Origin of the sequence: Streptomyces caniscabiei (assembly GCF_014930365.1) — a bacterium.
Taxonomy (GTDB): domain Bacteria; phylum Actinomycetota; class Actinomycetes; order Streptomycetales; family Streptomycetaceae; genus Streptomyces; species Streptomyces caniscabiei.
In genome coordinates this window covers 254156-279189 of record NZ_JABXWI010000004.1, presented here as the reverse complement: position 1 = coordinate 279189, position 25034 = coordinate 254156, and the positions used below count along the sequence as shown (strand labels likewise).

The following is a 25034-nucleotide window of genomic DNA, read 5'->3' as shown; positions in this document are numbered from 1 at the left end:
CCGAGGACGGAGGAGCGCAGTGGCACGCTCCGACGAAGCCCGTGTATTGCTGCCGCAGCTGAGGCTGGATGAGCTGTTGGAGGAGTTGCAGGCGCGTCTGGACGCGGCGCGGGGGACGCGGGATCGGGTGCACAGTCTGTTGGAGGCGGTGCTGTCGGTCGGGCGTGAGCTGGAGTTGGAGCAGGCGTTGCGGGGGATCGTGGAGGCGGCGGCGGTGCTGGTGGATGCCGAGTACGCGGCCCTCGGGGTGATCGGCCCGGACGGCAAGCGGCTGTCGGCGTTCCACACGGTCGGGGTGAGCGAGGAGCAGATCGCCGGGATCGGTCCCTTCCCGGAGGGTCACGGCATCCTGGGGGAGTTGATCAGTCATCCGGAGCCGTTGCGCCTGGTGAAGCTGTCGGAGCATCCTTCGTCGTACGGTTTTCCGCCGAACCATCCGCCGATGCACACGTTTCTGGGTGTGCCGATCCGGGTGCGTGAGCAGGTGTTCGGGAATCTGTATCTGACGGAGAAGCGGGGTGGGGCGCAGTTCGACGAGGAGGACGAGTCGGTGCTGTCGACGTTGGCGGTGGCGGCGGGTGTGGCGATCGACAACGCGCGGTTGTACGAGGAGTCCCGGTTGCGGGAGCGGTGGCTGCGCGCCAACGCCGAGATCACCCAGGATCTGATGTCGGGCGCGGAGCAGGCCCTGGTGCTCAGGCTGATCGCCGAACGCGCCCGGGACATCACCGGCGCGGCCCTCGCGGTCGTCGCGGTGCCGATGGAGGGCACCGACTCGCTCACGGTGGATCTGGCCATCGGAGAAGTGGCGCAGACGCTGAGCGGGCTGGTCCTGCCCGTCGAGGGCACTCTGATCGGCGAGGCGTTCGCCGGCGCGACCGTGGTCACCAGCGAGGACGTCACGCACGACGAGCGGGTGTGGGCCGGACCGCCGCGCTTCGAGGGTCTCGGCCCTGCCGTGGCCGTCCCCGTCGGCACCCGTGACGAAGGCATCCGTGGCGTCGTCCTCCTGGTCCGGGAGGCGGGACAGTCGCCCTTCACCAGGAAGGAGACCGAGCCGCTGCGCGTCTTCGCCGCCCAGGCGGCCATCGCCATGGAACTGGCCGAACGCCGACGGGACGCCGAGGAGGTCGCGGTCCTCAAGGACCGCGACCGGATCGCCCGGGACCTGCACGACCTCGCCATCCAGCGTCTCTTCGCCACCGGCATGACCCTGCAGAGCGCGGGCCGCCTCATCGAGCACCCGGAGGCCTCCGAGCGGGTGCTGCGGGCCGTCGACGACCTCGACGAGACCATCAAGATCATCAGGTCGACCATCTTCGGGCTGCGCACGCGGGACGGCGCGGCCGACGCCGGCCTGCGGACCCGTGTGGTGCGCATCGCCGCGGAGTCGGCGCCGATCCTGGGATTCGCCCCGAGCATCCGGATGGAGGGCCTCATCGACACCGACGTACCGAAGGAGACCGCCGACCATCTGGTCGCCGTGCTGTCCGAGGCGCTGACCAACATCGCCCGGCACGCCCACGCCGACCGCGCCGAGATCGTGGTGACGACCGACGGGCGGGAGCTGGTGCTGACGGTCCGGGACGACGGGGTCGGCATACCGCCGGCCGGCCGCCGCGGCGGTCTGCGCAACATGGCCGAACGGGCCGGGCAGCTCGGCGGCCGGATGGAGTGGAGCTGCCCCGAGGACGGCGGCACCACGCTGGTGTGGCGAGTGCCGGTGGCGCGGCCGTAGGGGACGTCCGGCGCGGCGGAGGAGCCGCTCGGCCCCGTGCCCGGACAGGCCCGGAGTCTCCGACCTCGTCGTCGGCGACCTCGGTGAACTCCCGGACGGCGGACGTCAGCGGTGAGGAGCGGCCGGTCAGCCCGTCTTCTGGCTCCACAGCGGGCCGATCCGGGCCCACTCCGTCCCCCACAGCGCGACCCGCCGCCGGTCGAGCCACCAGCGTGCGGCGCCGCCGACACCGAACACCAGACCACTCAGGGCGAGCCCGGCGGCGACGCCCAGGACGCCCGCCTCCACGGCCGCCTCGGTCGGCGTGGGCGGCTCCGTGCTCAGTGCGCCCCGGCCGTCCGTCCAGACCTCCACCCCGGTCCCGGCCCGCTGTCCGGTCTCCACCGAGGTCGAACCCGTACGGATGAGGCCCTCGGGGGTGGTCCAGCGCACCTTCGCCGAGGTCCTGTCGTACGCGCCGCCCACACCCGAGGCCGTCCGCGGGACGTCGGAGACGAGCACGGCCGAAACGGGACGACGGTCGGCACGCTGTTCGGCGAAGACCCCCTCGGCGGCGCGGACCGTCATGACTCCGGTGATCGTGCCGCCGACCACGACGGCGATCCACACGGCCAGCACGATCCACGCCTCCGTCGCGTCGTCGCGTCGGCGCAGCGGGTTCCGCCGCCACCGCCACAGTGCCCTGCTCGTCCTCCTCGGGTGCCTGCCGCCGTTCATCGGCCCAGCCTCCTCGTCGCCGTCTCTTCAGGAAGGTGACAGCCGGGGAACGGTCGTCACATGGGCCGAGCAGGCGCCGACCCCGGGCCGACCGGGGCCAAGTCCGTTGCCGGGGAGGGACCTTCAGCCCTGGCCCGGTCGGGGCCCGGCCGCCGGGAGGGCCGACCGGCCCATGCGAGGTCCGGCCGGGAGGGTCAAGCTGGATCTGCGGGGCAATCCCGGCACCGCACCTGTGTCCGGGCGTAGCGGTCCAGGGGTGAACGCCCGGTCCGCGGACCCGGGGGAGACAGAGAGAGGCAGGGATCGTCATGAAGGGCTTGGTCTTCCACGGCCCCGGACAGTCGTCGTGGCAGGAGGTGCCCGACCCGGGGATCAAGGACCCCACCGACGCGATCGTCCGGATCGACACCGTCACGATCTGCGGGACGGACCTGCACATCCTCAAGGGCGACGTGCCCGAGGTGCGACCCGGCACGGTCCTGGGGCACGAGGCCGTCGGGGAGATCGTCGAGGTCGGCAGCGACGTACGGACCGTGCGGCCCGGCGACCGGGTGCTCGTCTCCTGCATCACCGCCTGCGGCCGGTGCCGCTACTGCCGGGAGGGAGCGTACGGCCAGTGCCTGGGCGGGGGAGGCTGGATCCTCGGCCACCTGGTCGACGGAACCCAGGCCGAGTACGTCCGCGTCCCGTACGCCGACCTGTCCGTCCACGCGCTGCCCAGCACCCTGGCCGCCGAGGACGCCGTGCTGCTGGCGGACATCTTCCCCACCTCCTACGAGGTGGGAGTGGTCAACGGGCGCGTCCGCCCCGGCGACACCGTCGCCGTCGTCGGCGCCGGGCCCATCGGTCTCGCGGCGGTCGCCACCGCGCGCCTGTTCTCGCCCGAGCGGATCGTCGCCGTGGACCTGGCGCCCGCGCGCCTGGAGGCCGCGAGGCGGCTCGGGGCGGACGCCGTGGCCGACCCCGGGGAGGCTCCGGACCAACTGGTCGCCGACCTCACCGACGGGCTCGGCGCGGACGTCGTGATCGAGGCCGTCGGGGTACCGGAGAGCTTCGAGCTCTGCACCCGTATGGTGCGTCCCGGCGGGCACGTGGCCAACGTCGGCGTGCACGGCAAGCCGGCCACGCTGCACCTCGAAGACCTGTGGATCAAGAACGTGACGATCACCACGGGCCTGGTGGACACCCACTCCACGCCCACCCTGCTGCGGATGGCCGCCGCCGGCCGGCTGCCCACCTCGTCCCTGGTCACGCACACCTTCCCGCTGGACGGCATGGAGGAGGCGTACGACGTCTTCTCCCGCGCGGCCGACACCGGGGCGCTCAAGGTCGTGCTCGGCGGGCCCCGGCACGACGTCGTCGCGGTTCCGGCCTGATCGGCCTTCGGAACGTGTCCCGCGCGACCGGGCCGGGTGGACCTCCGCGGAAGGGGGCCGCTCTCCGGCCCGGCAGGGACCGATGGGCCCTCGTCCCGGGCACGCTCCGAACGGACGATGGAGTGCACACCCGATGTCCGGGTGGGTGGGGCGCGAAGCAGGAGACGGATGGGCCGATGTACGCCAACGACGGATTCCGCGAACTCGACAGGCAGGAGTGCCTGCGGTTGCTGGCGCAGGCGCCCCTCGGCCGTATCGTCCACACCCGCCAGGCGCTGCCGGCCGTGCTGCCGGTCAACTTCTGTCTGGACGGGGAGGGTTCGGTGCTGTTGCGTACGTCGGCCGCGTCGGAACTCGCCCGCGCCGTGGACGGAGTCGTCGTCGCCTTCGAGGCCGACGAGGTCGACACGGCCGCCCACTCGGGCTGGAGCGTCGTCGTCACCGGGAGGGCATCGATCGTGACCGATCCGGCCGAGCGCGCGAGACTGGCCCACACCGGACCGCGCTCATGGGTCGCCGCGCCGCGGGACGTCCTCGTCCGCATCCAGGCGGAACTGGTCACCGGCCGCGAACTCGTCGGCGGCCGGACGATGTACGGGGTGGATCTGACGGACCGACCCCCAGCCCCGCGCCGACGCTGAGTCGCGTGCCGCCTGCGGAGACCCGGTGGGCGGTGCGGGGCGTTCTCAGGGCGACCGGAGGAGGCGGGATCGCGACGTCCTCCTCGTTGTCGGCCCCGCATGTCGTCCTCGCAGTGGGTGCGACCGAGATCCCGGAGGTGCCGATGGTCCCCCGTCGGGACTGAACGGCCCGACCGGCTCCGGCCATCCGGTGATCCGCTCCCGAAACAGGGCCGACAGGCCCTGGCCGTCCGGCCCCGACACGACGAGGATCATCGGGTCGAGGCCCATACTGTTCGTGGCGGACAGGGCGGCGTGAGTGCGGAACCGGGGAGTGAAGCGATGTCGGTCAGCGAGCAGCCGGGTTCGGAGAGCCCGATCCGGGTCTTCCTGCTGGACGACCACGAGGTCGTACGCCGGGGAGTGCGCGACATGCTGAACGACGAGCCGGACATCTCGGTGATCGGCGAGGCCGGAACCGTGGAGCAGGCCCTGGTGCGCGTCCCCGCCCTGCGACCGCAGGTGGCGGTGCTCGACGTCCGCCTGCCCGACGGCGACGGGATCACCGTGTGCCGGGAGCTGCGGTCCCGCATGCCGGAACTGGTCTGTCTGATGCTGACCTCCTTCGACGACGAGGAGGCCCTCCTCGACTCGATCATGGCGGGCGCCTCCGGCTACGTCCTGAAGCAGATCCGGGGCTCGGACCTGGTGGCGGCGGTGCGTACGGTGGCCGCGGGCCAGTCCCTTCTCGACCCCAGTGCCACCGCGCGGCTGATGGCGCGCCTGCGCCAGGGCCCGAAGGAGGAGCAGGAGCCCGAGGCCCTGCCCGGTCTGACCGAGCGGGAGCGGGAGATCCTGGCCCTGATCGGCGAAGGGCTGACGAACCGTCAGATCGGTCAACGGCTCTTCCTCGCCGAGAAGACGGTGAAGAACCACATCTCCCGTCTGCTCGCCAAGCTCGGTGTGGAGCGGCGCGTGCAGGCCGCCGTCATCGCCACCCAGGCCCAGGACCGGCTGCGGCAGGAAGGGCAGTAGACCGCGGACGCCTGGGTGAAGCCGCAGGCCGGACGCCGTACGACCGCCCGGTCGGGCCAGGAGCGGGTGGACCGCCTCCATGCCGAACCCGTGCGCGACCGGATCCGCTACCGTCCCCTCTGACGGGCCGTTACCGTGGCCCACGACAGCGGCGGAGCGGGCGGCTGCCGGCAGGCTGCGGGGAATGTGGAGGAGCACCGGTGGCAGGCGTGGAGAGGGCCGGGGAGGCTCGTGTATTGCTGCCGCAGCTGAGGCTGGATGAGCTGCTGGAGGAGTTGCAGGCGCGTCTGGACGCGGCGCGGGGGACGCGGGATCGGGTGCACAGTCTGTTGGAGGCGGTGCTGTCGGTCGGGCGTGAGCTGGAGTTGGAGCAGGCGTTGCGGGGCATCGTGGAGGCGGCGGCGGTGCTGGTGGATGCCGAGTACGCGGCCCTCGGGGTGATCGGCCCGGACGGCAAGCGGCTGTCGGCGTTCCACACGGTCGGGGTGAGCGAGGAGCAGATCGCCGGGATCGGTCCCTTCCCGGAGGGCCACGGAATCCTGGGGGAGCTGATCAGCCACCCGGAGCCGCTGCGCCTGGTGAAACTCTCCGAGCACCCTTCGTCGTACGGCTTTCCGCCCAACCATCCGCCGATGCACACCTTCCTCGGTGTGCCGATCCGGGTGCGTGAGCAGGTGTTCGGGAATCTGTATCTGACGGAGAAGCGGGGTGGGGCGCAGTTCGACGAGGAGGACGAGTCGGTGCTGTCGACGTTGGCGGTGGCGGCGGGTGTGGCGATCGACAACGCGCGGTTGTACGAGGAGTCCCGGTTGCGGGAGCGCTGGCTGCGCGCCAACGCCGAGATCACCCACAGCCTGATGTCCGGCGGCGAGCCCGGCGAGGTCCTCCGGGTGATCGCCGAACGCGCCCGGGAGATCATGGCCGCGGCCCTCGCGGTCGTCGCGGTGCCGATGGAGGGCACCGAGTCCCTCACGGTCGACCTCGCCATCGGCGAGGAGGCGGCGGCCCACCGCGGGCTGGTACTGCCCCTGGAGGGCAATCTGATCGGCCGGGCCTTCTCCGACGCCGCCCCCGTCACCAGCGTGGACGTCTCCCGCGACGAATCCGGCGTGACGGGCGTGACGGGCGTGCCGAGCCTCACCGGTCTCGGCCCGGCCGTGGCCGTTCCCATCGGCTCGGGGGAGGGAACGCGCGGCATCCTGCTGCTGGCGCGCGCGGGCGGCCGGACGGTGTTCACCGAGCCGGAGATCGAACGCCTCCAGGGCTTCGCCGGGCAGGCCGCGGTCGCCATGGAGCTGTCCGAACGCCGGCGGGACGCCGAACAGATCGCGGTGCTGGAGGACCGCGACCGCATCGCCCGGGATCTGCACGACCTCGCCATCCAGCGGCTGTTCGCCACCGGGATGACCCTGCAGAGCGCGGGCCGCTTCATCGAGCACGCGGAGGCCTCCGAGCGGGTGCTGCGGGCCGTCGACGACCTCGACGAGACCATCAAGATCATCAGGTCGACCATCTTCGGCCTCCGGTCGCGCGAGAGTGCCACCGGTGTCGGCCTGCGGGCCCGCGTGGTGCGGGTGGTCGGCGAGGCGGCACCCGTCCTGGGCTTCGCCCCCAGCCTGCGGCTGGAGGGACTGCTCGACACCGACGTGCCCAAGGAGGTCGCCGATCATGTGGTGGCCGTGCTCTCCGAGGCCCTGACGAACGTCGCCCGGCACGCCCGCGCGTCCCGGGCCGACGTGGTGGTGGAGGCCGCCGCGCGGGAGGTGCGGCTCACGGTCTCCGACGACGGGGTGGGCATTCCCGCCGAGGGCCGCCGCAGCGGACTGCGCAACATGGCCGAACGCGCCCGGCAGTCGGGCGGCGAGCTGGAGACCACCAGCCCGCCCGGCGGCGGTACGACCCTCGTGTGGCGGGTGCCGTCGACGCCCGGCCGGTAGCGGACGAACCCTCGGGGACGAGCCCTAAGAGGTGGGCGCCGGCTGCTCCCCCGAACCCCGGACGATCAGCCGGGTGGGGACGGTGAGCGTGCGCGCGCGGGAGCGGTCGCCGTCGAGCCGCGCCAGGGCGGTGGTCGCGGCGGTCCGGCCGATCTCCTCCGGGTTCTGCGCGACGACGGTCAGGGCGGGTTCCAGCGCCTCGGCGAGCGACACGTCGTCGAAGGCGACGACCGCCACCTCCTTGCGCTTGCCGCGGGCGAGTTCGGCCACTATGCCGAGCGCCATGATGTTGTTCCCGGCGAACAGGGCGGTCGGCGGGTCGGGCAGTGCGAGGAGCTGCGCGGTCGCGGCCTCGGCACCCCGCTGGTCGTGCGCGTCGGCGACCAGCGCGGGGTCGTGGGGGATGCCTGCTTCCCCCAGGGCCGCGCGGTAGCCGGCGAGTCGCTCGCGGCGGGTGTACAGCCTGGCGGGCAGGTCGCCGACGAACCCGACGCGTCGATGCCCGTGGGAGAGCAGGTGGGCCACGCCGTCCTGGGCCCCCGCCCGGTTGGAGCTGACGATGCTGTCCGTGGTGAGGCCGACTCCCGGGCGGTCGAGGAAGACCACGGGCAGCCCCGCCGTCCGCTGCGCCCGCAGGTGGGAGTGGTCGGCGCCGACCGACGGCACGACGATCAGGATGCTGACGCGCCGGGCCAGGAACTTGGCCGTCAGGGCGCGTTCACGGTCGGGGTCGTCCGCGGACGACCCCATGAGCAGCGTCAGCCCGCGTTCGCGGACGCTGTCCTCGATGCCCCGGGCGACCGCTCCGAAGAACGGGTTGCCGAGGTCGGGGACGACCAGCCCGACGGTGGTGTCCGGGCCGCCGACGCGCATGTTGCGTGCCATGAGGTTCGGCTGGAAGCCCAACTGGGCCACCGCGGCGAGGACTTGTTCCCTGGTCTGCGCCGAGACGGGTCCGTCCTCGTTGAGGACGCGGGAGACCGTCTTGGCGCTGACGCCGACTTCTCGGGCGACGTCGGCCAGGGTGGGGCGGCGGTTCGCTGCCATGGAGGAAACCGTCTCCTGTGGGCTCTCGGTCCCGGCCGCGGCCTTCGGCCGGAACTGCGAGAGCGGTGTCGTACTGTCAGGTGGCCTGTACTCCGGCGGCCTTCGCGGCCTCCGAATCCGCTACGACAGTAGCGCCGGCCGCGTCCACGGTGAGCGCGCCGGTCATGATGGCGACGACCTCCGCCATCGAGTAGTCGGACGGCTTGATCACCGCTGCGCGCCGCCCGAGGCGGTGGACGTGGATCCGGTCGGCGATCTCGAAGACATGGGGCATGTTGTGGCTGATCAGGACGACCGGCATGCCCTTGTCGCGGACCCTGCGGATGAGGTCGAGGACCTGACCGGACTCCTTGACGCCGAGGGCGGCGGTCGGTTCGTCCATCACGACGACACTGCGCGCCCACGCGACGGCACGGGCCACCGCGACGGCCTGCCGCTGGCCGCCGGAGAGGGTCTCGACGGACTGGGTGAGCGAGCGCAGACCGATCTTCAGGTCGGCCATGTGCTCGGCGGCCTCCTGACGCATGCGCTTCTTGTCCAGCATGCGGAAGGCACTGCCCAGCACACCGGGCCGGCGCAGCTCGCGGCCGAGGAACATGTTCGAGGCGATGTCCATGGACGCGGCCACGGCGAGGTCCTGGTACACCGTCTCGATGCCGTGGGCGCGGGCGCTCTGCGGGCCGGAGAAGACGATGGGCTCGCCGTTCAGCCGGATCTCGCCCGCGTCCGGGGTCACCGCGCCGGTGAGGGCCTTGATCAGGCTGGTCTTGCCGGCGCCGTTGTCACCGATGACGGCCAGCACCTCGCCCGGCATGAGGTCGAAGTCGGCGCCGTCGATGGCGGTGACATGGCCGTACCGCTTGACCAGACCGCGGGCCTGCAGAACGGGGGTCGACGTGGCGGTCATCGGGCCTTCTTCCGGGAGATCTGGTCGACGGTCACCGCGAGGATCACCAGTACACCGGTGATCAGGGTCTGGTAGATCGAGGCGACACCCATCAGCTGCAGGCCGTTGCGGAAGACACCGACGATCAGGACACCGATGAAGGTGCCCAGGACCGAACCGCGTCCGCCGAAGAGGCTGGTGCCGCCGAGGACCACGGCGGTGATGCTGTCGAGGTTGTCGGTCTGTCCGGCCTGCGGATCGCCCACACCGGTACGGGAGATGAGCAGCAGGGCGGCGATGCCGTACAGCAGCCCCGCCACGGTGTAGACGCCGATGGTCAGCCGGGAGGTACGGATACCGTTCAGCCGGGCCGCCTCCGGGCTGTTGCCGAGCGCGTAGACGTGCCGGCCCCAGCCGGTGCTGCTCAGCGCGTAGGCGAGGAGGAGGAACAGGGCGATCGTGACGAGCGAGCCGTAGGTCACGTCGGTGTACCCGAGGGGGAAGGTCTCGCCGAGCGCCGTCAGCGGGCCCGGCAGGTTGGTGACCGTCTGCTCCTCGGAGTAGATGTGGGTCAGCGCGAACGCCACGTTCAGCATGCCGAGGGTGACGATGAACGGCGGCAGCGGGATCTTCTGCACCAACACCCCGTTGAGCAGGCCGAATCCGCCGCAGACGACCAGGCCCAGGGCGATGGCGGCCAGCGGCGGCAGGCTGCCCTCGGCCGCCATCCGGGCGATCACGATGCTGCCGAACGCCATCACGGCACCGCACGACAGGTCGATGCCGGCCGTGAGGATGATCAGGGTCTGCCCGATGGCGAGCGTGCCGACGACCATGACCTGCTGGATGATCAGGGAGAAGTTGCCGCCGGTGAGGAACTGGTCGGTCGAGAGGGAGAAGAAGGCGCAGGCCAGGAGGAGCGCGGCCAGCGGGCCGGTGGTCGGCGCCGTGAGCAGCCTGCGGGCCGTCGTCGGCGCTTTCAGCTCCGCGTACGGCGAGGATGTGCTCGGGGGCGTGGACGTGGCTGTCATGCGAAGTCCTTGTCGGAAGACAGAGTTCCTTGTCGCCAGGACAAGGGGGGCGGCCGCTCCCGCCGGTCGGGGGACGGGCCGACCGCCCCGCTCAGGGAGGTGGCAGTCTCGTTAGGTCCTCGGCGCGGCTCAGCCCCAGCAGTTCTCCAGGCCGTAGGCGGTGTCCTTCGACGCGACGCCGTCCTGAGCCTTGTCGGAGATCAGCGTGACCCCGGTGTCGGTGTAACCGGACGCCTTCTTGCCGTCCTTGGCGTAGGTCACCACGGCCTTGACGCCCTCGGCGGCCATCTTCAGCGGGTACTGCTGCGAGGTCGCCGCGATCTTTCCGTCCTTGACGGCCTGGGTGCCGGTGCAGCCGCCGTCGACGGAGACGATCAGGACGTCCTTCTCCCGGCCCTTGGCCTTCAGCGCGGTGTACGCGCCGAGGGCGGCCGGCTCGTTGATGGTGTAGACGACGTTGATGTCCGGCTCCTTCTGGAGGCAGTTCTCCATCGCCGTCTGCCCCTTGGCCTGGTCGCCGCCGGTGTCCTGGGCGCACGCGACGTCCTTCTCGGTGGCGCCGAAGCCCTTCAGGAAGCCCTCGTGCCGCTGCACGCCGACGGAGACACCGGGCGCGAGGTCGAGGGCGGCTATCTTCGCCTCCTTGCCCTTCATCGCGGCCTTGGCGTACTCGCCGATCAGCTCGCCGGCCTTGACGTTGTCCGTGGCGAAGAGGGCGTCGACGGCGCTCTCCGGCTCGGTCGGGGTGTCCAGGGCGATGACCAGGACCCCCTTGGCCTTCGCCTTCTCGATCGCCGGCACGATCGCCTTGGAGTCGCTGGGGGTGATCAGGATGCCCTTCACCCCGGCGGCCACCATGTTCTCGATGGCGGTGACCTGACCGGCGTTGTCCCCGTCGAACTTGCCGGCCGCGGTCATCAGCTCGACGCCCTCGGCCTTCGCGGACTTCTCCGCGCCCTCCTTCATCTTCACGAAGAACGGGTTGGTGTCGGTCTTGGTGATCAGACCGACCTTGACGTCGCCCGAACCGGCGCTGGACGAACCCGAACCGGAGCCCGAGTCGGCGCCGGAACCGGGACCGCAGGCCGTGAGGGCGAGGGCGGCGACGCCGGTCGCGGCGGCCGCTCTGAGGACTGCGGAGGACAGGCGAGTGGTGCGAGACATGAACACTCCTGTGGGAAGACGAGCGGCACGGGGCCGGGAGTTCGGAGCATGCCGCCCCGATGTGTCATCGCTGACTTATGTCATCGTTGACACTGCATGGCGAGGATGATGGACTCCCTCTCGCCGCAACGTCAATGCCTTGCACCCGTCACAAATCGGCAACGTCCACGATCGCCGCCCCGCCGCCCGGCCGGTGGCCGTGTCACGAAGCGCCCGCTGTCCCGGTCCGCGCCGGAGAGAAGAGCAGCCCATGAGCCCGCGCCAGATCACCGTCCTCGGAGAGTGCGTAGCGGACGCGTTCGCCGAACCCCCGGCCGCCGCGAACGAGCTCGCGCTGCGCGTCCTGCCAGGTGGCGGCCCGGCGAACACCGCGGTGGCGCTGGCCCGCCTCGGCACCCCGGCCCGCTTCCTCGCCCGCCTCTCCGGCGACCTGTTCGGACGTCTTTTCCGCGCTCATCTGGAGGCGTCCGGCGTGGACCTGTCGTACGCCGTCGCCGCCGCCGAACCCAGCACGCTGGCCGTGGCGGAGCTGGACGCACGGGGGCAGGCCGCGTTCTCCTTCCACGCCCAGAACACGGCCGACTGGCAGTGGACCCCCGAGGAACTGGGGCGGGTGGACCTGGCGGAGGCGGCCTGTGTGCACACCGGCTCACTGGCACTGGTCCGCGCACCGGGCGCCACCGCGGTGGAGGACTTCCTGGCCCGGGCCTCGCCCCGGGCCACCGTCAGCATCGACCCCAACGTCCGGCCGCTGCTGGTCCACCCCGACGTCTACCGGGAACGGCTCGCCCGCTGGTGCCGTCTCGCCGACATCCTGCGGCTGAGCGAGGACGACCTGGAACTGCTGCTGCCGGGCACCACGCCGGAGCAGGCGTGCGACCGCTGGCACGCCGCGGGGGTACGGCTGGTCGTGATCACGCTCGGTGCCGACGGCGCCCTCGCCTCCCTCGACGGCGAACGGGTGCGGGTGCCCGGCGTGCCGACCCAGGTGGTCGACACGGTGGGCGCCGGCGACTCCTTCACCGCCGGACTGCTGCACCACCTCGCCGAACGTGACCTCCTCGGCGGCCGGCTGGACGGTCTCGCCCTCGACGACGTGGCCGAGGCCTGCCGCTTCGCCGCCCGGGTCGCCGCCCTGACCTGCTCGGTCGCCGGCCCCAACCCGCCCTGGCAGGAGCAGCTGGCGGCGCACGCGACCACCGCCGACGCCTGACGGCAGTACGCCCCCGGCTTCCGCGCCCCGCCCACCCCCGCCCCCGACCCGGCGGCCCGCTCCCGAACCCGGCGGCCCGTACGGCCACCCCGGCCCCACCACGGACAAGGACACGCAAACCATGACGAAGACCCTGCTCGCCGAGTTCACCGCCCGAGAGGGCACGGAGGACGAGGTCGCCCGCCTGATCCAGGACTACGCCCTGAAGGTGCGCGCCGAAGAAGGCAACCTCACCTTCGACGTCTACACCAAGGCGGCCGCCCCGCGCGCCTACTGGATCTTCGAGGTCTACCGGGACGAGAACGCCTTCCAGGCCCACCTGAAGGCCCCCTACGGCGCCCCCTTCAACGCCGCCCTCACCCCGCTGATCGAGGAGGACGCCTCCGTACTGACGTTCCTCGATCCGCTGACCACCCACCCGTGACCCGCCCGCCCGACGGGGCGGCACGGCCCGGCGTCACAGCTTGAGCGTGAACCAGGTGGTCTTGCCGTCGTCCGTGGGGCGCACTCCCCAGCTGTCGGAGAGCGCGCGGACCAGGTGCAGACCGCGCCCCGACTCCTCGTCCTCGGCCGCCAGGCGCGGCTGGGGCAGTTGGGGACTGCTGTCGCTGACCTCGACCGTCAGGTCCGTGTCGGTCCGGCAGACCTGGAGACCGATGGGGCCCTCCGCGTGCTGCACGGCGTTCGTCAGCGTCTCGGAGAGCAGCAGCAGCGCGTGGTCCGCCGATCCGGCGCAGCCCCAGGAGGCGAGGGCCTTGGTGAGGAACTCGCGGCCCTCGGGCACCGACGAGGGTACGGCGGGCAGCTCGGTGGTGACGGACGCGAGCGGGGCGGCCGGCAGCTGCGCGAGGAGCAGCGTGACGTCGTCGTTGTGGCTCTCGGCGTCGGGCAGCAGCCGGGCGAGCACATGGTCGGCGGCGGCCTCCAGGCACGAGTCGTGGACGAAGAACCCGTCGAGGGAGGAGACGAGTTCGCCGATGTGGTCGTCGATGTCGCTGCCCGGTGTCTCGACCAGGCCGTCGGTGTAGAGGACGAGTGTGGCGCCCGGCGGGATCTGCTCGCAGGACTGCTGGTAGAGGATGCCGCCGACACCGAGGGGCGCGTTGACCGGTGTGGTGAGCCGGCGGACGCGATCGCCGGGGGAGGCGATGAGCGTCGGCAGATGACCGGCCGAACAGACGGTCACGGTGCCCGTGTCGGGGGCGATGACCAGATAGCAGCAGGTGACGAGCTGGTCGGGGACGTCGAGGTCGGCGACGCAGGTGTCGAGGGCCTGCATCAGCTGACGTGGCTGCATCCCGGTCTTGGCGAGCGCGTGCGCGGCGGACCGCAACTGGCCCATCACGGCGGCGGCCTCCAGACCGCGCCCCATGACGTCACCGATCAGCACACCGACCCGGCCGGCCCCCAGCGGGACCAGGTCGAACCAGTCGCCGCCCACGCCCGCGCCCTGGGTGGCGGGACGGTAGCGGCTCGCGGTGGCCAGCCCGGCGATCGCGGGCGGGGTGCCCATGAGGCTGCGCTGGAGGGTGAGCGCGATGTGCCGCTGCTGCTCGTACAGGGCGGTGAGCTCGGCCTCCGCGCGTTTGCGGTCGCTGATGTCCCGGACGATGGCGCAGGCCCCGACGACCGTGCCGTCGGTGTCCCTGGTCGGCCACAGCGTGACGTCGACGTCCAGCAGGGCCCCTGTCCTGGTGAGCCGCAACGTCTCGAAGTGCTCCACCTTCTCGCCTCGCCGCAGCCGTTCCATGAGCGCGCTGATCTCGTGCCTGCGGTCCATCGGGGCGAGGAAGGACATGTGGCGTCCGATGGCCTGCTCGGCGGTGTAGCCGTACAGCCGTTGGGCGGCGGCGTTCCAGTAGGTGATGTGGCCGTCGAGGGTCTTGGCGAGGATCGCGTCCTGGGACGACTCGACGAGCGCGGCCAGTTCGTTGATGCGCCGCTCGGCGGCCTTGCGGTCGCTGACGTCCCGTACGGCGGCGGACACCAGCAGTCCGTCCGCGGTCTCCAGGGGACTGAGGCTGATCTCGACCGGGAACTCGGTGCCGTCCCGGCGCAGGCCGTGCAGCTCCAGGCCGGCGCCCATCGGACGCACCTGCCGGTTGGCGGCGTAGCCGCCCCGGTGCCGGGTGTGGTGGTCACGGAAGCGGTGCGGGATGAGCAACTCGACCGGGTGGCCGAGCAGTTCCTCGCGCCGGTAGCCGAAGAGGGCCTCCGTCTGGGCGTTGACCAGCCGGATGGTTCCGGTGTCGTCGACGATGACCATGGCGTCCGGGGCGGCCTCCAGCAGCCCTCGGAACCGCTCCTCGACGACGCTCGGTCCGCCGTCGGCCTCCCGTCGCGCACCGCATCGGCAGCACTCCCGATCGATGGCCTCGGCATGCCGTGCCCGCGCCACCGGGACGAAGTTGTCCATGCCCGTCCCACCCCGCCTTCCCTGACGATCGGGTCATCCCACTGCATCGATGCCGGTCGGACCACTGTTTGTCATCAACTGTGCTTCTATCGAATGGATTTGCATGATTCGCGCCTCAAATGCCCGTCCCGTCACGTCCGGTGCCCGAGAGAGCCAGGACACGTCGGAAATCCAGGACCGACAGGCACCCTTCGGGCCCGATCGGCTCGAGTACAAGGACGGTGTCCTGACCGTCGCGGTCCCGGTGCCGGAGACGGCGACCCGGACGATCCCGGTGCGGGCTGCCTGACCGGGGCGGCCCCGGACCACACCATGGGCGCAGCCGACCGGGCACCTTCGGCCGGGCCCATGTCCGCGCTCGCGCGGGCCGACCGGGCTCAGCAGGGAAGGGGCCGCCCGGTCGCCGCCTCCCCTGCCTTCCGCGGCCCGACGCCCTCCACGGTTCGGCGCGCCCCCACATCCGGCGAAGGGCGGCGTGCCGGAGGAGTCCGGCGGTGACGCGTGCCCTTCGGGGACGGCCACCGTGCCGACAGCGGTGTGCCCGTGCTCGTGGTGGTCGCCGCGCCCCAGGGCTTCAGCAGGCCGGCCGGTGACACTCTCCCCGTCAGGCGGCGGCCGGCGTCGTCCCTCCCCGCCGGTCGGCGCCGGTCGGCTCGGCGGCCGGCGCGTCCAGCCGTGCTCAGGCCGGGCGGCGGTGTCCGGTGTCCGGCCTGGCGACGTGGGTGGTGAACCAGTCGCGGGCCAGTTCGGCAGCCATGGCCAGGGTCCCCGGCTCCTCGAAGAGATGCGTGGCGCCGGGCACGACAGCGAGCCGGTGTTCACAGCGGAGCCGGTCGGCGGCGAGACGGTTGAGGCTGAGCACCCCGGTGTCCAGACTCCCCACGACGAAGAGGGTCGGTGCCCGCACCCGGCCCAGCGCCGCCGGAGTCGCCAGGTCGGGGCGCCCACCCCGGGAGACGATCGCGCGGATGTCCGCCCCGGGCGCGGCCGCGGCTTCCAGGGCGGCCGCGGCTCCGGTGCTGGCACCGAAACAGGCCACCGGCAGCCCGGTACTCTCACGCAGCCAGGTGGCGGCGGAGTGCAGCCGGCCGGCCAGCAGCGCGACGTCGAAGACATTGCGGCGGTCGCCCTCCTCCTCCGCCGTGAGCAGGTCGAGCAGCAAAGTGCCCAGGCCCGCCCGGTCGAGGACGTCGGCGACGTACCGGTTGCGCGGACTGTGCCGTCCGCTGCCACTGCCGTGCGCGAAGACGACCGTCACCGGAGCCGCGTCGGGCAGCACCAGCCGCGCGGGCAGCCGTACGGGTCCGGCGGGCACCCGCACCTCGCGGCTCACGGTCCCTTCCGCGAGCCGGGCAGAGGACGCGCTCCGGGCCGGGGAGGTGCGCCGGGCCCGGTCCGTGGATCTCTCCCCGGCCCGGCCCGCCGGGACATCCACCCGTCGGCCCAGGAGAGGCGGCTCGAGCGGGACGGCGGTGGGGGCGGGCGGCTGCGACTGGGCCGGGGCGGCACGGGTGAGGAGACCGATCACCTCGGAGTCGCGCGTCTGCGCGAAATCGCGATACCACGCGCCGACCGAGCCCAGGTCTTCCCGCGTCTCCAGGCAGACGACGTCATCGGCCACCGCGCGCAGCCGGGTGACGGCCTCCACCGATCCCACCGGCACGGCGAGGACGACCCTCGCCGCGCCCTGACCCCGCACCACCCGGCAGGCCGTCTCGGCCGTGGCACCGGTGGCCAGCCCGTCGTCCACGACCAGCGCGGTGCAACCCGCGAGGGACACACGGGTACGCCCGGCGCGGTAACGGGCGACACGCCGCTCCAGCTCCGCCCGCTCGGCGCGCTCGACGTCGGCCAGCTCCTCGTCCCGCAGCCCGCCGCTGTCGATCACGTCCTGGTTGAGGACACGGACACCGTGCTCGCCGATGGCGCCGAAGGCCAGCTCCGGCTGCCACGGCACCCCCAGCTTGCGCACCACCAGCACGTCCAGCGGTGCCTCCAGTGCTGCGGCCACCTCGTACGCGACCGGCACGCCGCCCCGAGGCAGTCCCAGGACCACGACATCCTCGCCGCGCAGGTGCCCGAGACGCCGGGCCAGCCGGCGTCCGGCGTCCGTACGGTCGTCGAAGGGCATACGCCACCTCCTCGTGCGCCCACCGCGACGAAGCGGGGGAGTCGGTGTCGGAAGAAAAGGCGCCTCCTGCCGTTCCCTCCATTGCACCGCGTCGTGGTGCGAGCGCGCGAGGGGCCTTCGGCCCAGGTGAGGGCCGGACGGTCCCTCGCGCTATCGGCGGCACCGCCGCAGACTTTTCATGGGCCGCGGATTTTCGAGGGGCCGCGGACTTCTCATGGAGCGGATACCGGATGCCTCGCCGGGAGGTTGCGATGACCACGCGAGAGCTGGACACGAAGACGGTGACCGATCTCGTGGCCGACGCCACGGCGGCCCCGTCCATGCACAACGCGCAGCCCTGGCGCTTCCGGTTCCTGACCGACGAGCGTGTCCTGCTGCTGCGCGCCGACCTCGGCCGGGCCATGCGCCGCACCGACCCCACCCACCGGGCGCTGCACATCGGCTGCGGGGCGGCGCTGTTCAACCTCCGCGTCGCCGCGGCGCACGCGGGCCTGTCCCCGCTGGTCCGGCTGCTGCCCGACCCGGGCGACCCGCGCCTGCTGGCCGCCGTCCAGCTGGCCGCCGCGCACCCGGCGGACCACAGGGGGCCGACAGCGGACGAGCAGGATCTGGCCCGGCTGTACCCCGCCATCCACCGACGGCACACCAGCCGTTACCCCTTCGACGACCGGGACGTCCCCGAGGACGTGCGGTCGCGACTGCGGGTGGCCGCCGCCCGGGAGGACGCCGAGCTCACGTTCCCCGGTGCCTGGCACCTCGACACCGTCCTGGAGCTGGTCCGCGACGCCGAGAGCCGCGACATCCTGGATCCCGGAGGCCGCGAGGACCTGGAGCGCTGGACCCGGCTCGGCCCGGAGGCCGACATCGCCACCGACGGCGTACCCGAGTACGCGTTCGGCCCGCGCCGTCGGGACGGCCGGGCACCGCAGCGGGACTTCGCCGGGCGACGGCCGGTGGCCGACCGTGGCACCACCGCCTTCGAGTCCAGCCCCCACCTGGCCCTGCTGTACACCCGAGGTGACGCGCTCCTCGACTGGCTGCGTGCCGGGCAGGCACTGGAACACGTCCTGCTGGAGGCCACGACAGCCGGACTGGCCGGCGCGCCGACCTCCCACCCGCTGGAGAGCGACGACCTGCGCACCCTCACCCGCGACCCCGTCTCCGGGCGGGGGTACGTCCAGATGGTGCTGCGTCTCGGCTACGGTCCGCACGGCCCGGACACCCCCCGCCGCCCTGTCCGGGACGTCCTCGACATCACCTGACGGTGCCGCCCCCTCCCTCCCTCGCCCGACCGGGGAGGGCTTTCGCGGCGACCCGACGGAGGCCGCGCCGGTCGGGCTCGCGGCCAGGGCCGGTGTCCAGGCCGACCAGGAACATCGCGACCGGCCGCGCGTCGCCGACGTGCCCTTCGACGCGGCCACCACGCCGGTCGGCCCGGGTCCGCAGCGTCCACACGGCGGTTGGGGCCGAAGGGCCCGGCGAAAGGACTGTGCGGCCCCCTGCGCGCGCGGTGGTCCTCCCCGAGTCTTCGCACAGGAGCAGCCAGGCCCGAGCGCAGGAGGCGCGCACCATGCAGCGACACGTGACCGTCGGAGTCGACGAATCGACCGAGAGCCTCGCCGCGGCCCACTGGGCGGCCAGGGAAGCCGGGCGTGGCACCCGCGTCCGCCCGCCTCCGTACCGGCCGACATCGGTGAGCGCCGCTGGGCCGAACTGACGCTGGACCGGGCGGTCGTCAGCGTGCGGTCCGCGCACCCCGGACTGCGGCTCGTCGACCGGCTCGTCGCGGACTCCCCGGTGGACGCGTTGCTGGAGGAGGCCGACAAGGCGGAACTGCTGGTGCTCGGCTCCCGTGGACCGGGCGCGGTCACGGGGTTCTTCGTCGGCTCGGTCGCGCAGCGTCTGGTCGCCAGGTCCGCCTCGTCCCGTGGTGCTCGTCCGGGCCCGGCAGACCCTCGCCGACGAACACCTCCCGGCCCCGGACGGCATCTCTCCCGAGGAGATACCGGAGACCCCCTACCGGGACGTGGTCCTCGGGCTGGACACCTCGCGTCCCTGCGACGAACTCGTCGAGTTCGCCTTCGCCGCCGCCGCGCGGCGTGACGCCCGGCTCCGCGTGCTCCACGCGTACCGGGTCCCCGCGACTCACACGGTGGACGACACCTCCGTACCGACACCGGCACGCGAGCTGCTCGCGGCGCGGGAGCGTGCCGTCGTGGCGACGCTGCGCCCCTGGTGCGACAAGTTCCCCGGGGTTCCCGTCGTGGAGAGCGTCGTACGGGAACGGGCTGCCACCGCGCTCGTGCAGGCCGCGAGCGGGGCCGGTCTGGTCGTCGTGGGACGCCGGATCCGGGACACCCGTCCCGGTGTAGGTCCGCACGTCGGTCCGCACGTCGGTCCGCGCATCGGGTCGGTCACCCACGCGGTGCTCCACCACGCCCGCTGCCCCGTCGCCGTCGTCCCGCATCCCTGAGCCGATTCGACTTGAGCCGACCTGACACCTGAGGCCGACCGTGTCCCGGTTCCAACCGGTTTCCCGGTCGGCCTCAGGCGTCCGCCTCGACGGCCGTGAGACGGATGCCGGTGACCAGATCCGGGCGGATACGGACCGCGTGGTCCATGGTTCCGCTCACCCAGGGCCGCAGCATCGCCTGATAACGGGCCAGCTCCTCGGGATCGGTGACCGGGCGCGCGTAGCCGGTGACGACCACGCTCCAGCCGAGGTGCGTCTCCGGATCGATGGCGTCGGCCTCGTACGCCACCACGACGCCCAGGTCGTCCGCCTCCTGGGCCCGCGCGGTCAGTGCCGTGCCCTCGTGGGTGCGGATGACGATGTCGCCGTCGTCCAGCACATGGTTGACGGGACGGACGGTCGGCAGCGCGTGCCGGGTGAAGACGATCCGTCCGAAGGACACACTGCCGAGCAGCCGCAGTGCCTCGTCGCTGTCGAGGTCGATTGACCGCCTGGGCCTGGCGGCTCCGATGGGTTCGCTGATCGGCATAGTGGTCTTCCGCGCGGGTGGGTGTGCGTGCTGACGGCTTTCGGCACGGGCGGCCTCCATGGAACGGTGACCGTCCGTGCCGCGGTAGGGCCGTTCGGCCCCGGCCCCCGGGCGAACCGGCCCCGGACTCCGGCGAGGACGCCGACGGGATCGCTCAGCTCGCCAGCTGGGACCGGCGCGACGTGCCCGGGTCCGAGCCCGCCGACGTGTCCGAGTCGTCGACGCGATGCTCCAGCTCGGCGGAGACGTCGACCACTCCGTCCACGCCGTCGCACAGCCGCACCACGACCGGGACGAGGGAGCTGCGCTCGACGGTGCCGCGGAGCGTGACCCGTCCGTCGACCACCCGTACGAGGATCGCGTCGGGCGAGATCCCCAGGGTGCGCAGGAGGACGTCTCCGTTGATCTCCTCTCGGATGGCGCGGTCGCCCCGCAGGAACACGCGGAGCAGATCGGCCCTGCTGATCATCCCGACCAGCCGACCGGTCTCGTCGACGACCGGCAGCCGCTTGACCCGGTGCCGCTCCATGACCTGGGCGGCCTCCACCACCGTCCACTGCGGTCGGGCGGTCACGGCCGGAGTGCTCATCAGCCCCGCGGCCGTCGCCGCCTCCGCCTTCGCGCGGGCCGCGGGCTTCGGATGCAGCACCGGCAGCAGACCTGCCGGATCCAGTTGTGCGGCCTCCTTGCGCAACAGGTCCGCCTCGGAGACGACGCCCACGGGACGGTCGTCGTCGTCCACCACCGGTACGGCCGTGATGTCGTACTCGGCGAGCAGTTTGGCGATCTCCTTGAATCCGGTGTCGGGGTGCACCCGGACGACCGACGTGGTCATGAGGTCGCTCACCAACCGGTGCCGCATGGCCCTCGCCTCCTGAAAACACTCGTGTCTCTCCAGCTGCCTCCCACCCACTCTCCGCCTGTGCCGGGCGGTGCTCCATGGGCCGGACGGCCCCGGCGGGGGACCTGCGGCCCCTGCTCCCCGGGACCCGTCACCACGACGCTGCCATCGGGGAGTCCGGCCACGAGGCGGGGGAGAGGGTCTCCCCGGCGAGGAGGCCGGGGAGATCGTCGCCCTCGCCCGTCCTCGGCCGTTCCGCCCGCGGTTCCCGACCCCGTGAGGAGCACACCGCCATGACCGTTCGCGTCGGTATCAACGGCTTCGGCCGTATCGGTCGCACCTACCTGCGCGCCGCCCTCGCCCGCGCCGAGGCCGGCACCCAGGACGTCGAGGTGGTCGCGATCAACGACATCACCTCGCCGGCCACGCTCGCGCACCTGCTGGAGTACGACTCGACGTTCGGACGCATCGGACGCGAGGTGAGCCACGACGACAGCTCGATCACCGTCGACGGCCGGCGCATCACGGTCACCGCCGAACGCGACCCGGCCGCCCTGCGCTGGGCCGACCACGGCGCCGACATCGTCGTGGAGTCCACCGGCCGCTTCCGCGACCGTGAGTCCGCCGCCCTGCATCTGAAGGCGGGCGCCCACACCGTGCTGCTGTCCGCTCCCGGCAAGGGCGTGGACGCCACCATCGTCATGGGCGTCAACGACGGCACCTACGACCGCCACCGCGACCGGATCGTCTCGGCCGCCTCCTGCACGACCAACTGCGTGGCCCCGATGGTGAAGGTCCTCGACGACGCCTTCGGCATCGAACGCGGTGTCATGACCACCATCCACGGCTACACCAACGACCAGGCCCTCCTGGACGGCCCGCACAAGGACCTGCGCCGCGCCCGCTCGGCGGCACTGAGCATCATCCCGACCAGCACGGGCGCCGCCCGCGCCGTCGGACTGGTGGTACCGGAGCTGGTCGGCGCCCTGGACGGGATCGCGGTCCGCGTGCCCGTGGAGGACGGCTCCCTGACCGACCTGGCCGTCGTGCTGGAGCGCGAGGCCACGGCCGAGGAGGTCAACGCCGCGTTCGCGACGGCCGCCGACGGGCCGCTCCACGGCGTCCTGCGCGTGTCGAAGGCCCCCATCGTGTCGCGCGACGTGATCGGGGACCCGTCGTCCTGCGTCTTCGACCCGGCTCTCACCCAGGTCAACGGCACCCTCGCCAAGGTCTTCGGCTGGTACGACAACGAGTGGGGCTACACCAACCGCCTCCTCGACCTGACCGCCCTGGTCGCCGACGACTGACGACCGAGGACACACGGGAAGCACGAGCAGGCACGAGCAGGCACGATCGCCCGTCTGCCGCCGTACCCGCGTCGGACCGGGGCCGGCGGCCTAGGCTGACACGACGATGGGACGCCCACGGGCTCCGCGCGGCCCCCGACGTGCCGGAGGACCGGATGCGCGACTGGATCTGGGAGTACCAGGGCTACGACCCGGGGCAGGAGGGCCTGCGCGAGGCGCTGTGCACCCTCGGCAACGGCTACTTCGCCACCCGCGGCGCACTGCCCGAGTGCGGCGCCGACGCCGTGCACTACCCGGGCACCTACGCGGCCGGCTGCTACGACCGGCTGACCTCCGAGGTGGCGGGTCACCACGTCGAGAACGAGGACATGGTCAACCTGCCCAACTGGCTGCCACTGCGCTTCCGCCTCACCGGCGAGGACTGGCTGACCCCGGACCGCCACCGGCTGCTCGACCACAGCCTGGGCCTGGACCCCGGCACCGGCCTCCTGGAGCGCCGCTCCACGTACGAGGACCGCGCCGGCCGTCGGCTACGGGTACGCCAGCTGCGGCTGGTGCACATGGGGGACCCCCATCTCGCCGCGCTGCGCACGGAGTTCACGGCCGAGGACTTCTCGGGGGAACTGGAGGTGGAGGCCGCCCTGGACGGCCGGGTGCGCAACGCCGGAGTGGCGCGCTACCGGGACCTGGAGACCAGGCACCTCGTGCACGTCCACTCCGACTCGGCGGACGCCGACACGGTGTGGCTGCGCTGCCGCACCAGCGCCTCCGGCATCCGTATCGGCATGGCGGCACGGACCGTCAGCGCGAGCGGGGAGCCGTCCGAGGCCCGGCACGCGGGGCGGCGGGCCGTCCAGCGGTTCCGCCTCGCACTGGCGCCCGGCCGCACCGTCACCGTCGACAAGACCGTCTCCCTGTTCACCTCCCGCGACCCGGCGATCGACGACCCGCTCCAGGCGGCCGTCGACCGGGTCGGCCACGCCCCCGGCTTCGACGAACTGCGGGAGTCCCACCTCACCGCGTGGGACCTGCTGTGGCGGCGTGCCGATCTGGAGGTGCCCGGGAAGGCGGGCCGCATCCTCCGGCTGCATCTGTTCCACGTCCTGCAGACGCTCTCCCCGCACACCGCCGACCTCGACGTCGGCGTCCCCGCGCGAGGACTGCACGGCGAGGCCTACCGCGGACACGTCTTCTGGGACGAACTGTTCGTCCTGCCCTATCTGAACCTGCACTTCCCCGAGGTCTCCCGGGCACTGCTGACCTACCGTCACCGCCGCCTGGCACGGGCCCTGACCGAGGCCGGGGACATCGGGCGGACCGGGGCCATGTACCCCTGGCAGAGCGCGAGCGACGGCCGTGAGGAGACCCAGCGCCTTCACCTCAACCCGCGTTCGGGGCGCTGGCTGCCCGACCACTCACACCTCCAGCACCATGTGGGATCGGCCATCGCCTACAACGTGTGGCGGTACTGCGAAGCCAGCGGCGACACCGAGTTCCTGCACACCAAGGGCGCCGAGATGCTGCTCCAGATCGCCCGCTTCTGGGCGAACGCGGCCACCTGGGACGAGGGCCTCGGCCGCTACCGCGTCCGCGGGGTCGTCGGGCCCGACGAGTACCACGAGGCCTACCCCGGGGCCGACCGGCCGGGACTCGACGACAACACGTACACCAATGTCACCGCCGCCTGGGTCCTCGCCCGCGCCTGCGAGCTGCTGGAGACGCTCCCGCGGCCGCGCCGTCGCGAACTCGCCGACCGGACCGGCTTCGACGGCGGCGAACTCGAACTGTGGGAGGACGTCTCCCGTTCCCTCCACGTACCGTTCCACGCCGGTGTGATCAGCCAGTTCGCGGGGTACGGCGAGCTGGCCGAACTCGACTGGGCGGCGTACACGGCGAAGTACGGCGACATCCGCCGGCTGGACCGGATCCTGGAGGCCGAGGGCGACACCGTCAACCGGTACAAGGCGTCCAAGCAGGCCGACGCGCTGATGCTCGGCCACCTCTTCTCACCCGCCGAACTGCGCGCACTCTTCGACCGGCTCGGGTACCGGCTGGACGACGAGACCTGGCGGCGCACGGTGGACTACTACCTGGCCCGTACGTCCCACGGCTCCACGCTCAGCGCGCTCGTGCACGGCTGGGTACTCGCCAGGGCCCGCCGCTCGGAGGCCTGGACCTTCGTCCAGGAAGCCCTTGCCGGCGACATTGCCGACCTGCAGGGCGGCACCACCGGCGAGGGCATCCATCTCGGCGCCATGGCCGGCACCCTCGACCTCGTGCAGCGCGGTCTGACCGGACTGGAGACGCGCGGCGACATGCTGAGGCTCGCCCCCGTGCCGATCCCGGAGCTGTCCGAGTACGGGTTCTCCATCCGCTACCGGGGCCACTGGGGTGTGCACCTGCGGCTGCGGTCCGGACAGCTGCACATCACCGTGCCCGACTCCGACCGCGACCCCATCGACGTGGCCCTCGGCGACCGCACCGTCTCGGTCGCGCCGGGGGAGTCCCGCACGCTCGCCCTGCCGGACTGACGGAGGGCTGCCGGGCCCTCCCACCGAGGGCCGACCGGCCCC

General features: G+C 72.5%; 20 protein-coding genes and 1 pseudogene. 12 read left to right on the top strand and 9 right to left on the bottom strand.

The window, feature by feature from the left end; all coding sequences use genetic code 11:
* Nucleotides 1-19: 19 nt before the first annotated feature.
* On the top strand, nucleotides 20-1738 hold the full coding sequence (locus HW837_RS13005; RefSeq protein WP_193379705.1) for a sensor histidine kinase: 1719 nt from the start codon (nucleotides 20-22) through the stop codon (nucleotides 1736-1738).
* Nucleotides 1739-1864: 126 nt separating this feature from the next.
* On the opposite strand, the gene HW837_RS13000 is transcribed toward HW837_RS13005, so the two are convergent.
* A complete protein-coding gene (locus HW837_RS13000) occupies nucleotides 1865-2455 on the bottom strand; it encodes an Rv1733c family protein (RefSeq protein ID WP_045563616.1) in 591 nt (196 codons plus the stop codon).
* 308 nt (nucleotides 2456-2763) lie between these two features.
* On the opposite strand from HW837_RS13000, the gene HW837_RS12995 reads away from it, so the two are divergent.
* The 4 genes from HW837_RS12995 to HW837_RS12980 all read left to right on the top strand — a co-directional run bounded on the left by HW837_RS12995 (nucleotide 2764) and on the right by HW837_RS12980 (nucleotide 7423).
* Nucleotides 2764-3831 (top strand): zinc-dependent alcohol dehydrogenase family protein, encoded by a 1068-nt coding sequence (locus tag HW837_RS12995; protein ID WP_193379706.1) that lies wholly within the window; start codon nucleotides 2764-2766, stop codon nucleotides 3829-3831.
* A 176-nt stretch (nucleotides 3832-4007) separates the two neighbouring features.
* Nucleotides 4008-4472, top strand: coding sequence for a pyridoxamine 5'-phosphate oxidase family protein (locus HW837_RS12990; protein ID WP_045563614.1), 465 nt, complete (start codon nucleotides 4008-4010; stop codon nucleotides 4470-4472).
* 321 nt (nucleotides 4473-4793) lie between these two features.
* Nucleotides 4794-5486, top strand: coding sequence for a response regulator (locus HW837_RS12985; protein ID WP_045563613.1), 693 nt, complete (start codon nucleotides 4794-4796; stop codon nucleotides 5484-5486).
* Between the two features lie 200 nt (nucleotides 5487-5686).
* Nucleotides 5687-7423, top strand: coding sequence for a sensor histidine kinase (locus HW837_RS12980; RefSeq protein ID WP_193379707.1), 1737 nt, complete (start codon nucleotides 5687-5689; stop codon nucleotides 7421-7423).
* Nucleotides 7424-7447: 24 nt separating this feature from the next.
* Here the strand turns inward: HW837_RS12980 and HW837_RS12975 are convergent, their stop codons facing one another.
* From HW837_RS12975 to HW837_RS12960, 4 genes are all read right to left on the bottom strand, one after another.
* Nucleotides 7448-8470: a LacI family DNA-binding transcriptional regulator gene (locus HW837_RS12975; RefSeq protein WP_193379708.1), complete on the bottom strand. Its 1023-nt coding sequence runs from the start codon at nucleotides 8468-8470 to the stop codon at nucleotides 7448-7450.
* Nucleotides 8471-8546: 76 nt separating this feature from the next.
* Nucleotides 8547-9377, bottom strand: a complete 831-nt coding sequence (locus HW837_RS12970) for an ATP-binding cassette domain-containing protein (protein ID WP_045561197.1) — start codon at nucleotides 9375-9377, stop codon at nucleotides 8547-8549.
* On the bottom strand, nucleotides 9374-10387 hold the full coding sequence (locus HW837_RS12965; protein ID WP_045561196.1) for an ABC transporter permease: 1014 nt from the start codon (nucleotides 10385-10387) through the stop codon (nucleotides 9374-9376). Before HW837_RS12965 ends, HW837_RS12970 begins: the two co-directional genes overlap by 4 nt.
* A gap of 129 nt (nucleotides 10388-10516) precedes the next feature.
* Nucleotides 10517-11551: a sugar ABC transporter substrate-binding protein gene (locus tag HW837_RS12960; RefSeq protein WP_045561195.1), complete on the bottom strand. Its 1035-nt coding sequence runs from the start codon at nucleotides 11549-11551 to the stop codon at nucleotides 10517-10519.
* Between the two features lie 250 nt (nucleotides 11552-11801).
* Between HW837_RS12960 and HW837_RS12955 the strand changes: the two genes are divergently transcribed.
* Together HW837_RS12955 and HW837_RS12950 are read left to right on the top strand one after the other, a co-directional pair.
* Nucleotides 11802-12764 (top strand): carbohydrate kinase family protein, encoded by a 963-nt coding sequence (locus HW837_RS12955; protein WP_193379709.1) that lies wholly within the window; start codon nucleotides 11802-11804, stop codon nucleotides 12762-12764.
* Nucleotides 12765-12885: 121 nt separating this feature from the next.
* Nucleotides 12886-13188 (top strand): putative quinol monooxygenase, encoded by a 303-nt coding sequence (locus HW837_RS12950; protein WP_193379710.1) that lies wholly within the window; start codon nucleotides 12886-12888, stop codon nucleotides 13186-13188.
* A 33-nt stretch (nucleotides 13189-13221) separates the two neighbouring features.
* Here the strand turns inward: HW837_RS12950 and HW837_RS12945 are convergent, their stop codons facing one another.
* The gene (locus tag HW837_RS12945) at nucleotides 13222-15180 is read right to left on the bottom strand and encodes a PAS domain S-box protein (protein WP_193379711.1); all 1959 of its coding nucleotides are present in this window, start codon (nucleotides 15178-15180) and stop codon (nucleotides 13222-13224) included.
* 679 nt (nucleotides 15181-15859) lie between these two features.
* A complete protein-coding gene (locus tag HW837_RS12940) occupies nucleotides 15860-17311 on the bottom strand; it encodes a phosphoribosyltransferase (RefSeq protein WP_193379712.1) in 1452 nt (483 codons plus the stop codon).
* A 251-nt stretch (nucleotides 17312-17562) separates the two neighbouring features.
* Here HW837_RS12940 and HW837_RS12935 point away from each other — a divergent pair, with 251 nt between their 5' ends.
* The 3 genes and pseudogenes from HW837_RS12935 to HW837_RS50025 all read left to right on the top strand — a co-directional run bounded on the left by HW837_RS12935 (nucleotide 17563) and on the right by HW837_RS50025 (nucleotide 19784).
* Complete coding sequence (locus HW837_RS12935; protein ID WP_193379713.1) at nucleotides 17563-18573, top strand: Acg family FMN-binding oxidoreductase; 1011 nt, start codon at nucleotides 17563-17565, stop codon at nucleotides 18571-18573.
* A 139-nt stretch (nucleotides 18574-18712) separates the two neighbouring features.
* A pseudogene (locus tag HW837_RS50030) lies at nucleotides 18713-19168 on the top strand (hypothetical protein); the annotation flags it as partial.
* Nucleotides 19169-19238: 70 nt separating this feature from the next.
* On the top strand, nucleotides 19239-19784 hold the full coding sequence (locus tag HW837_RS50025; RefSeq protein ID WP_313895482.1) for a universal stress protein: 546 nt from the start codon (nucleotides 19239-19241) through the stop codon (nucleotides 19782-19784).
* A 73-nt stretch (nucleotides 19785-19857) separates the two neighbouring features.
* Here HW837_RS50025 and HW837_RS12925 read toward each other — a convergent pair whose 3' ends face one another.
* Both HW837_RS12925 and HW837_RS12920 read right to left on the bottom strand, forming a co-directional pair.
* A complete protein-coding gene (locus HW837_RS12925) occupies nucleotides 19858-20313 on the bottom strand; it encodes a pyridoxamine 5'-phosphate oxidase family protein (RefSeq protein ID WP_045561188.1) in 456 nt (151 codons plus the stop codon).
* A 154-nt stretch (nucleotides 20314-20467) separates the two neighbouring features.
* A complete protein-coding gene (locus HW837_RS12920; protein ID WP_193382303.1) occupies nucleotides 20468-21175 on the bottom strand; it encodes a CBS domain-containing protein in 708 nt (235 codons plus the stop codon).
* Between the two features lie 272 nt (nucleotides 21176-21447).
* Between HW837_RS12920 and gap the strand changes: the two genes are divergently transcribed.
* Nucleotides 21448-22461, top strand: coding sequence for a type I glyceraldehyde-3-phosphate dehydrogenase (gene gap, locus HW837_RS12915; protein WP_045561186.1), 1014 nt, complete (start codon nucleotides 21448-21450; stop codon nucleotides 22459-22461).
* Between the two features lie 155 nt (nucleotides 22462-22616).
* A complete protein-coding gene (locus HW837_RS12910) occupies nucleotides 22617-24992 on the top strand; it encodes a glycoside hydrolase family 65 protein (protein WP_193382302.1) in 2376 nt (791 codons plus the stop codon).
* The last annotated feature ends 42 nt before the right edge of the window (nucleotides 24993-25034 follow it).

Coding starts and splice junctions, on each gene's coding strand:
- HW837_RS12910 (WP_193382302.1), top strand. CDS start 22,617: ATGCGCGACTGGATCTGGGAGTACCAGGGCTACGACCCGGGGCAGGAG.
- HW837_RS12935 (WP_193379713.1), top strand. CDS start 17,563: ATGACCACGCGAGAGCTGGACACGAAGACGGTGACCGATCTCGTGGCC.
- HW837_RS12950 (WP_193379710.1), top strand. CDS start 12,886: ATGACGAAGACCCTGCTCGCCGAGTTCACCGCCCGAGAGGGCACGGAG.
- HW837_RS12955 (WP_193379709.1), top strand. CDS start 11,802: ATGAGCCCGCGCCAGATCACCGTCCTCGGAGAGTGCGTAGCGGACGCG.
- HW837_RS12965 (WP_045561196.1), bottom strand. CDS start 10,387: ATGACAGCCACGTCCACGCCCCCGAGCACATCCTCGCCGTACGCGGAG.
- HW837_RS13000 (WP_045563616.1), bottom strand. CDS start 2,455: ATGAACGGCGGCAGGCACCCGAGGAGGACGAGCAGGGCACTGTGGCGG.
- HW837_RS12970 (WP_045561197.1), bottom strand. CDS start 9,377: ATGACCGCCACGTCGACCCCCGTTCTGCAGGCCCGCGGTCTGGTCAAG.
- HW837_RS12925 (WP_045561188.1), bottom strand. CDS start 20,313: ATGCCGATCAGCGAACCCATCGGAGCCGCCAGGCCCAGGCGGTCAATC.
- HW837_RS12990 (WP_045563614.1), top strand. CDS start 4,008: ATGTACGCCAACGACGGATTCCGCGAACTCGACAGGCAGGAGTGCCTG.
- HW837_RS12940 (WP_193379712.1), bottom strand. CDS start 17,311: ATGCCCTTCGACGACCGTACGGACGCCGGACGCCGGCTGGCCCGGCGT.
- gap (WP_045561186.1), top strand. CDS start 21,448: ATGACCGTTCGCGTCGGTATCAACGGCTTCGGCCGTATCGGTCGCACC.
- HW837_RS12975 (WP_193379708.1), bottom strand. CDS start 8,470: ATGGCAGCGAACCGCCGCCCCACCCTGGCCGACGTCGCCCGAGAAGTC.
- HW837_RS12945 (WP_193379711.1), bottom strand. CDS start 15,180: ATGGACAACTTCGTCCCGGTGGCGCGGGCACGGCATGCCGAGGCCATC.
- HW837_RS12960 (WP_045561195.1), bottom strand. CDS start 11,551: ATGTCTCGCACCACTCGCCTGTCCTCCGCAGTCCTCAGAGCGGCCGCC.
- HW837_RS12920 (WP_193382303.1), bottom strand. CDS start 21,175: ATGCGGCACCGGTTGGTGAGCGACCTCATGACCACGTCGGTCGTCCGG.
- HW837_RS12985 (WP_045563613.1), top strand. CDS start 4,794: ATGTCGGTCAGCGAGCAGCCGGGTTCGGAGAGCCCGATCCGGGTCTTC.
- HW837_RS12995 (WP_193379706.1), top strand. CDS start 2,764: ATGAAGGGCTTGGTCTTCCACGGCCCCGGACAGTCGTCGTGGCAGGAG.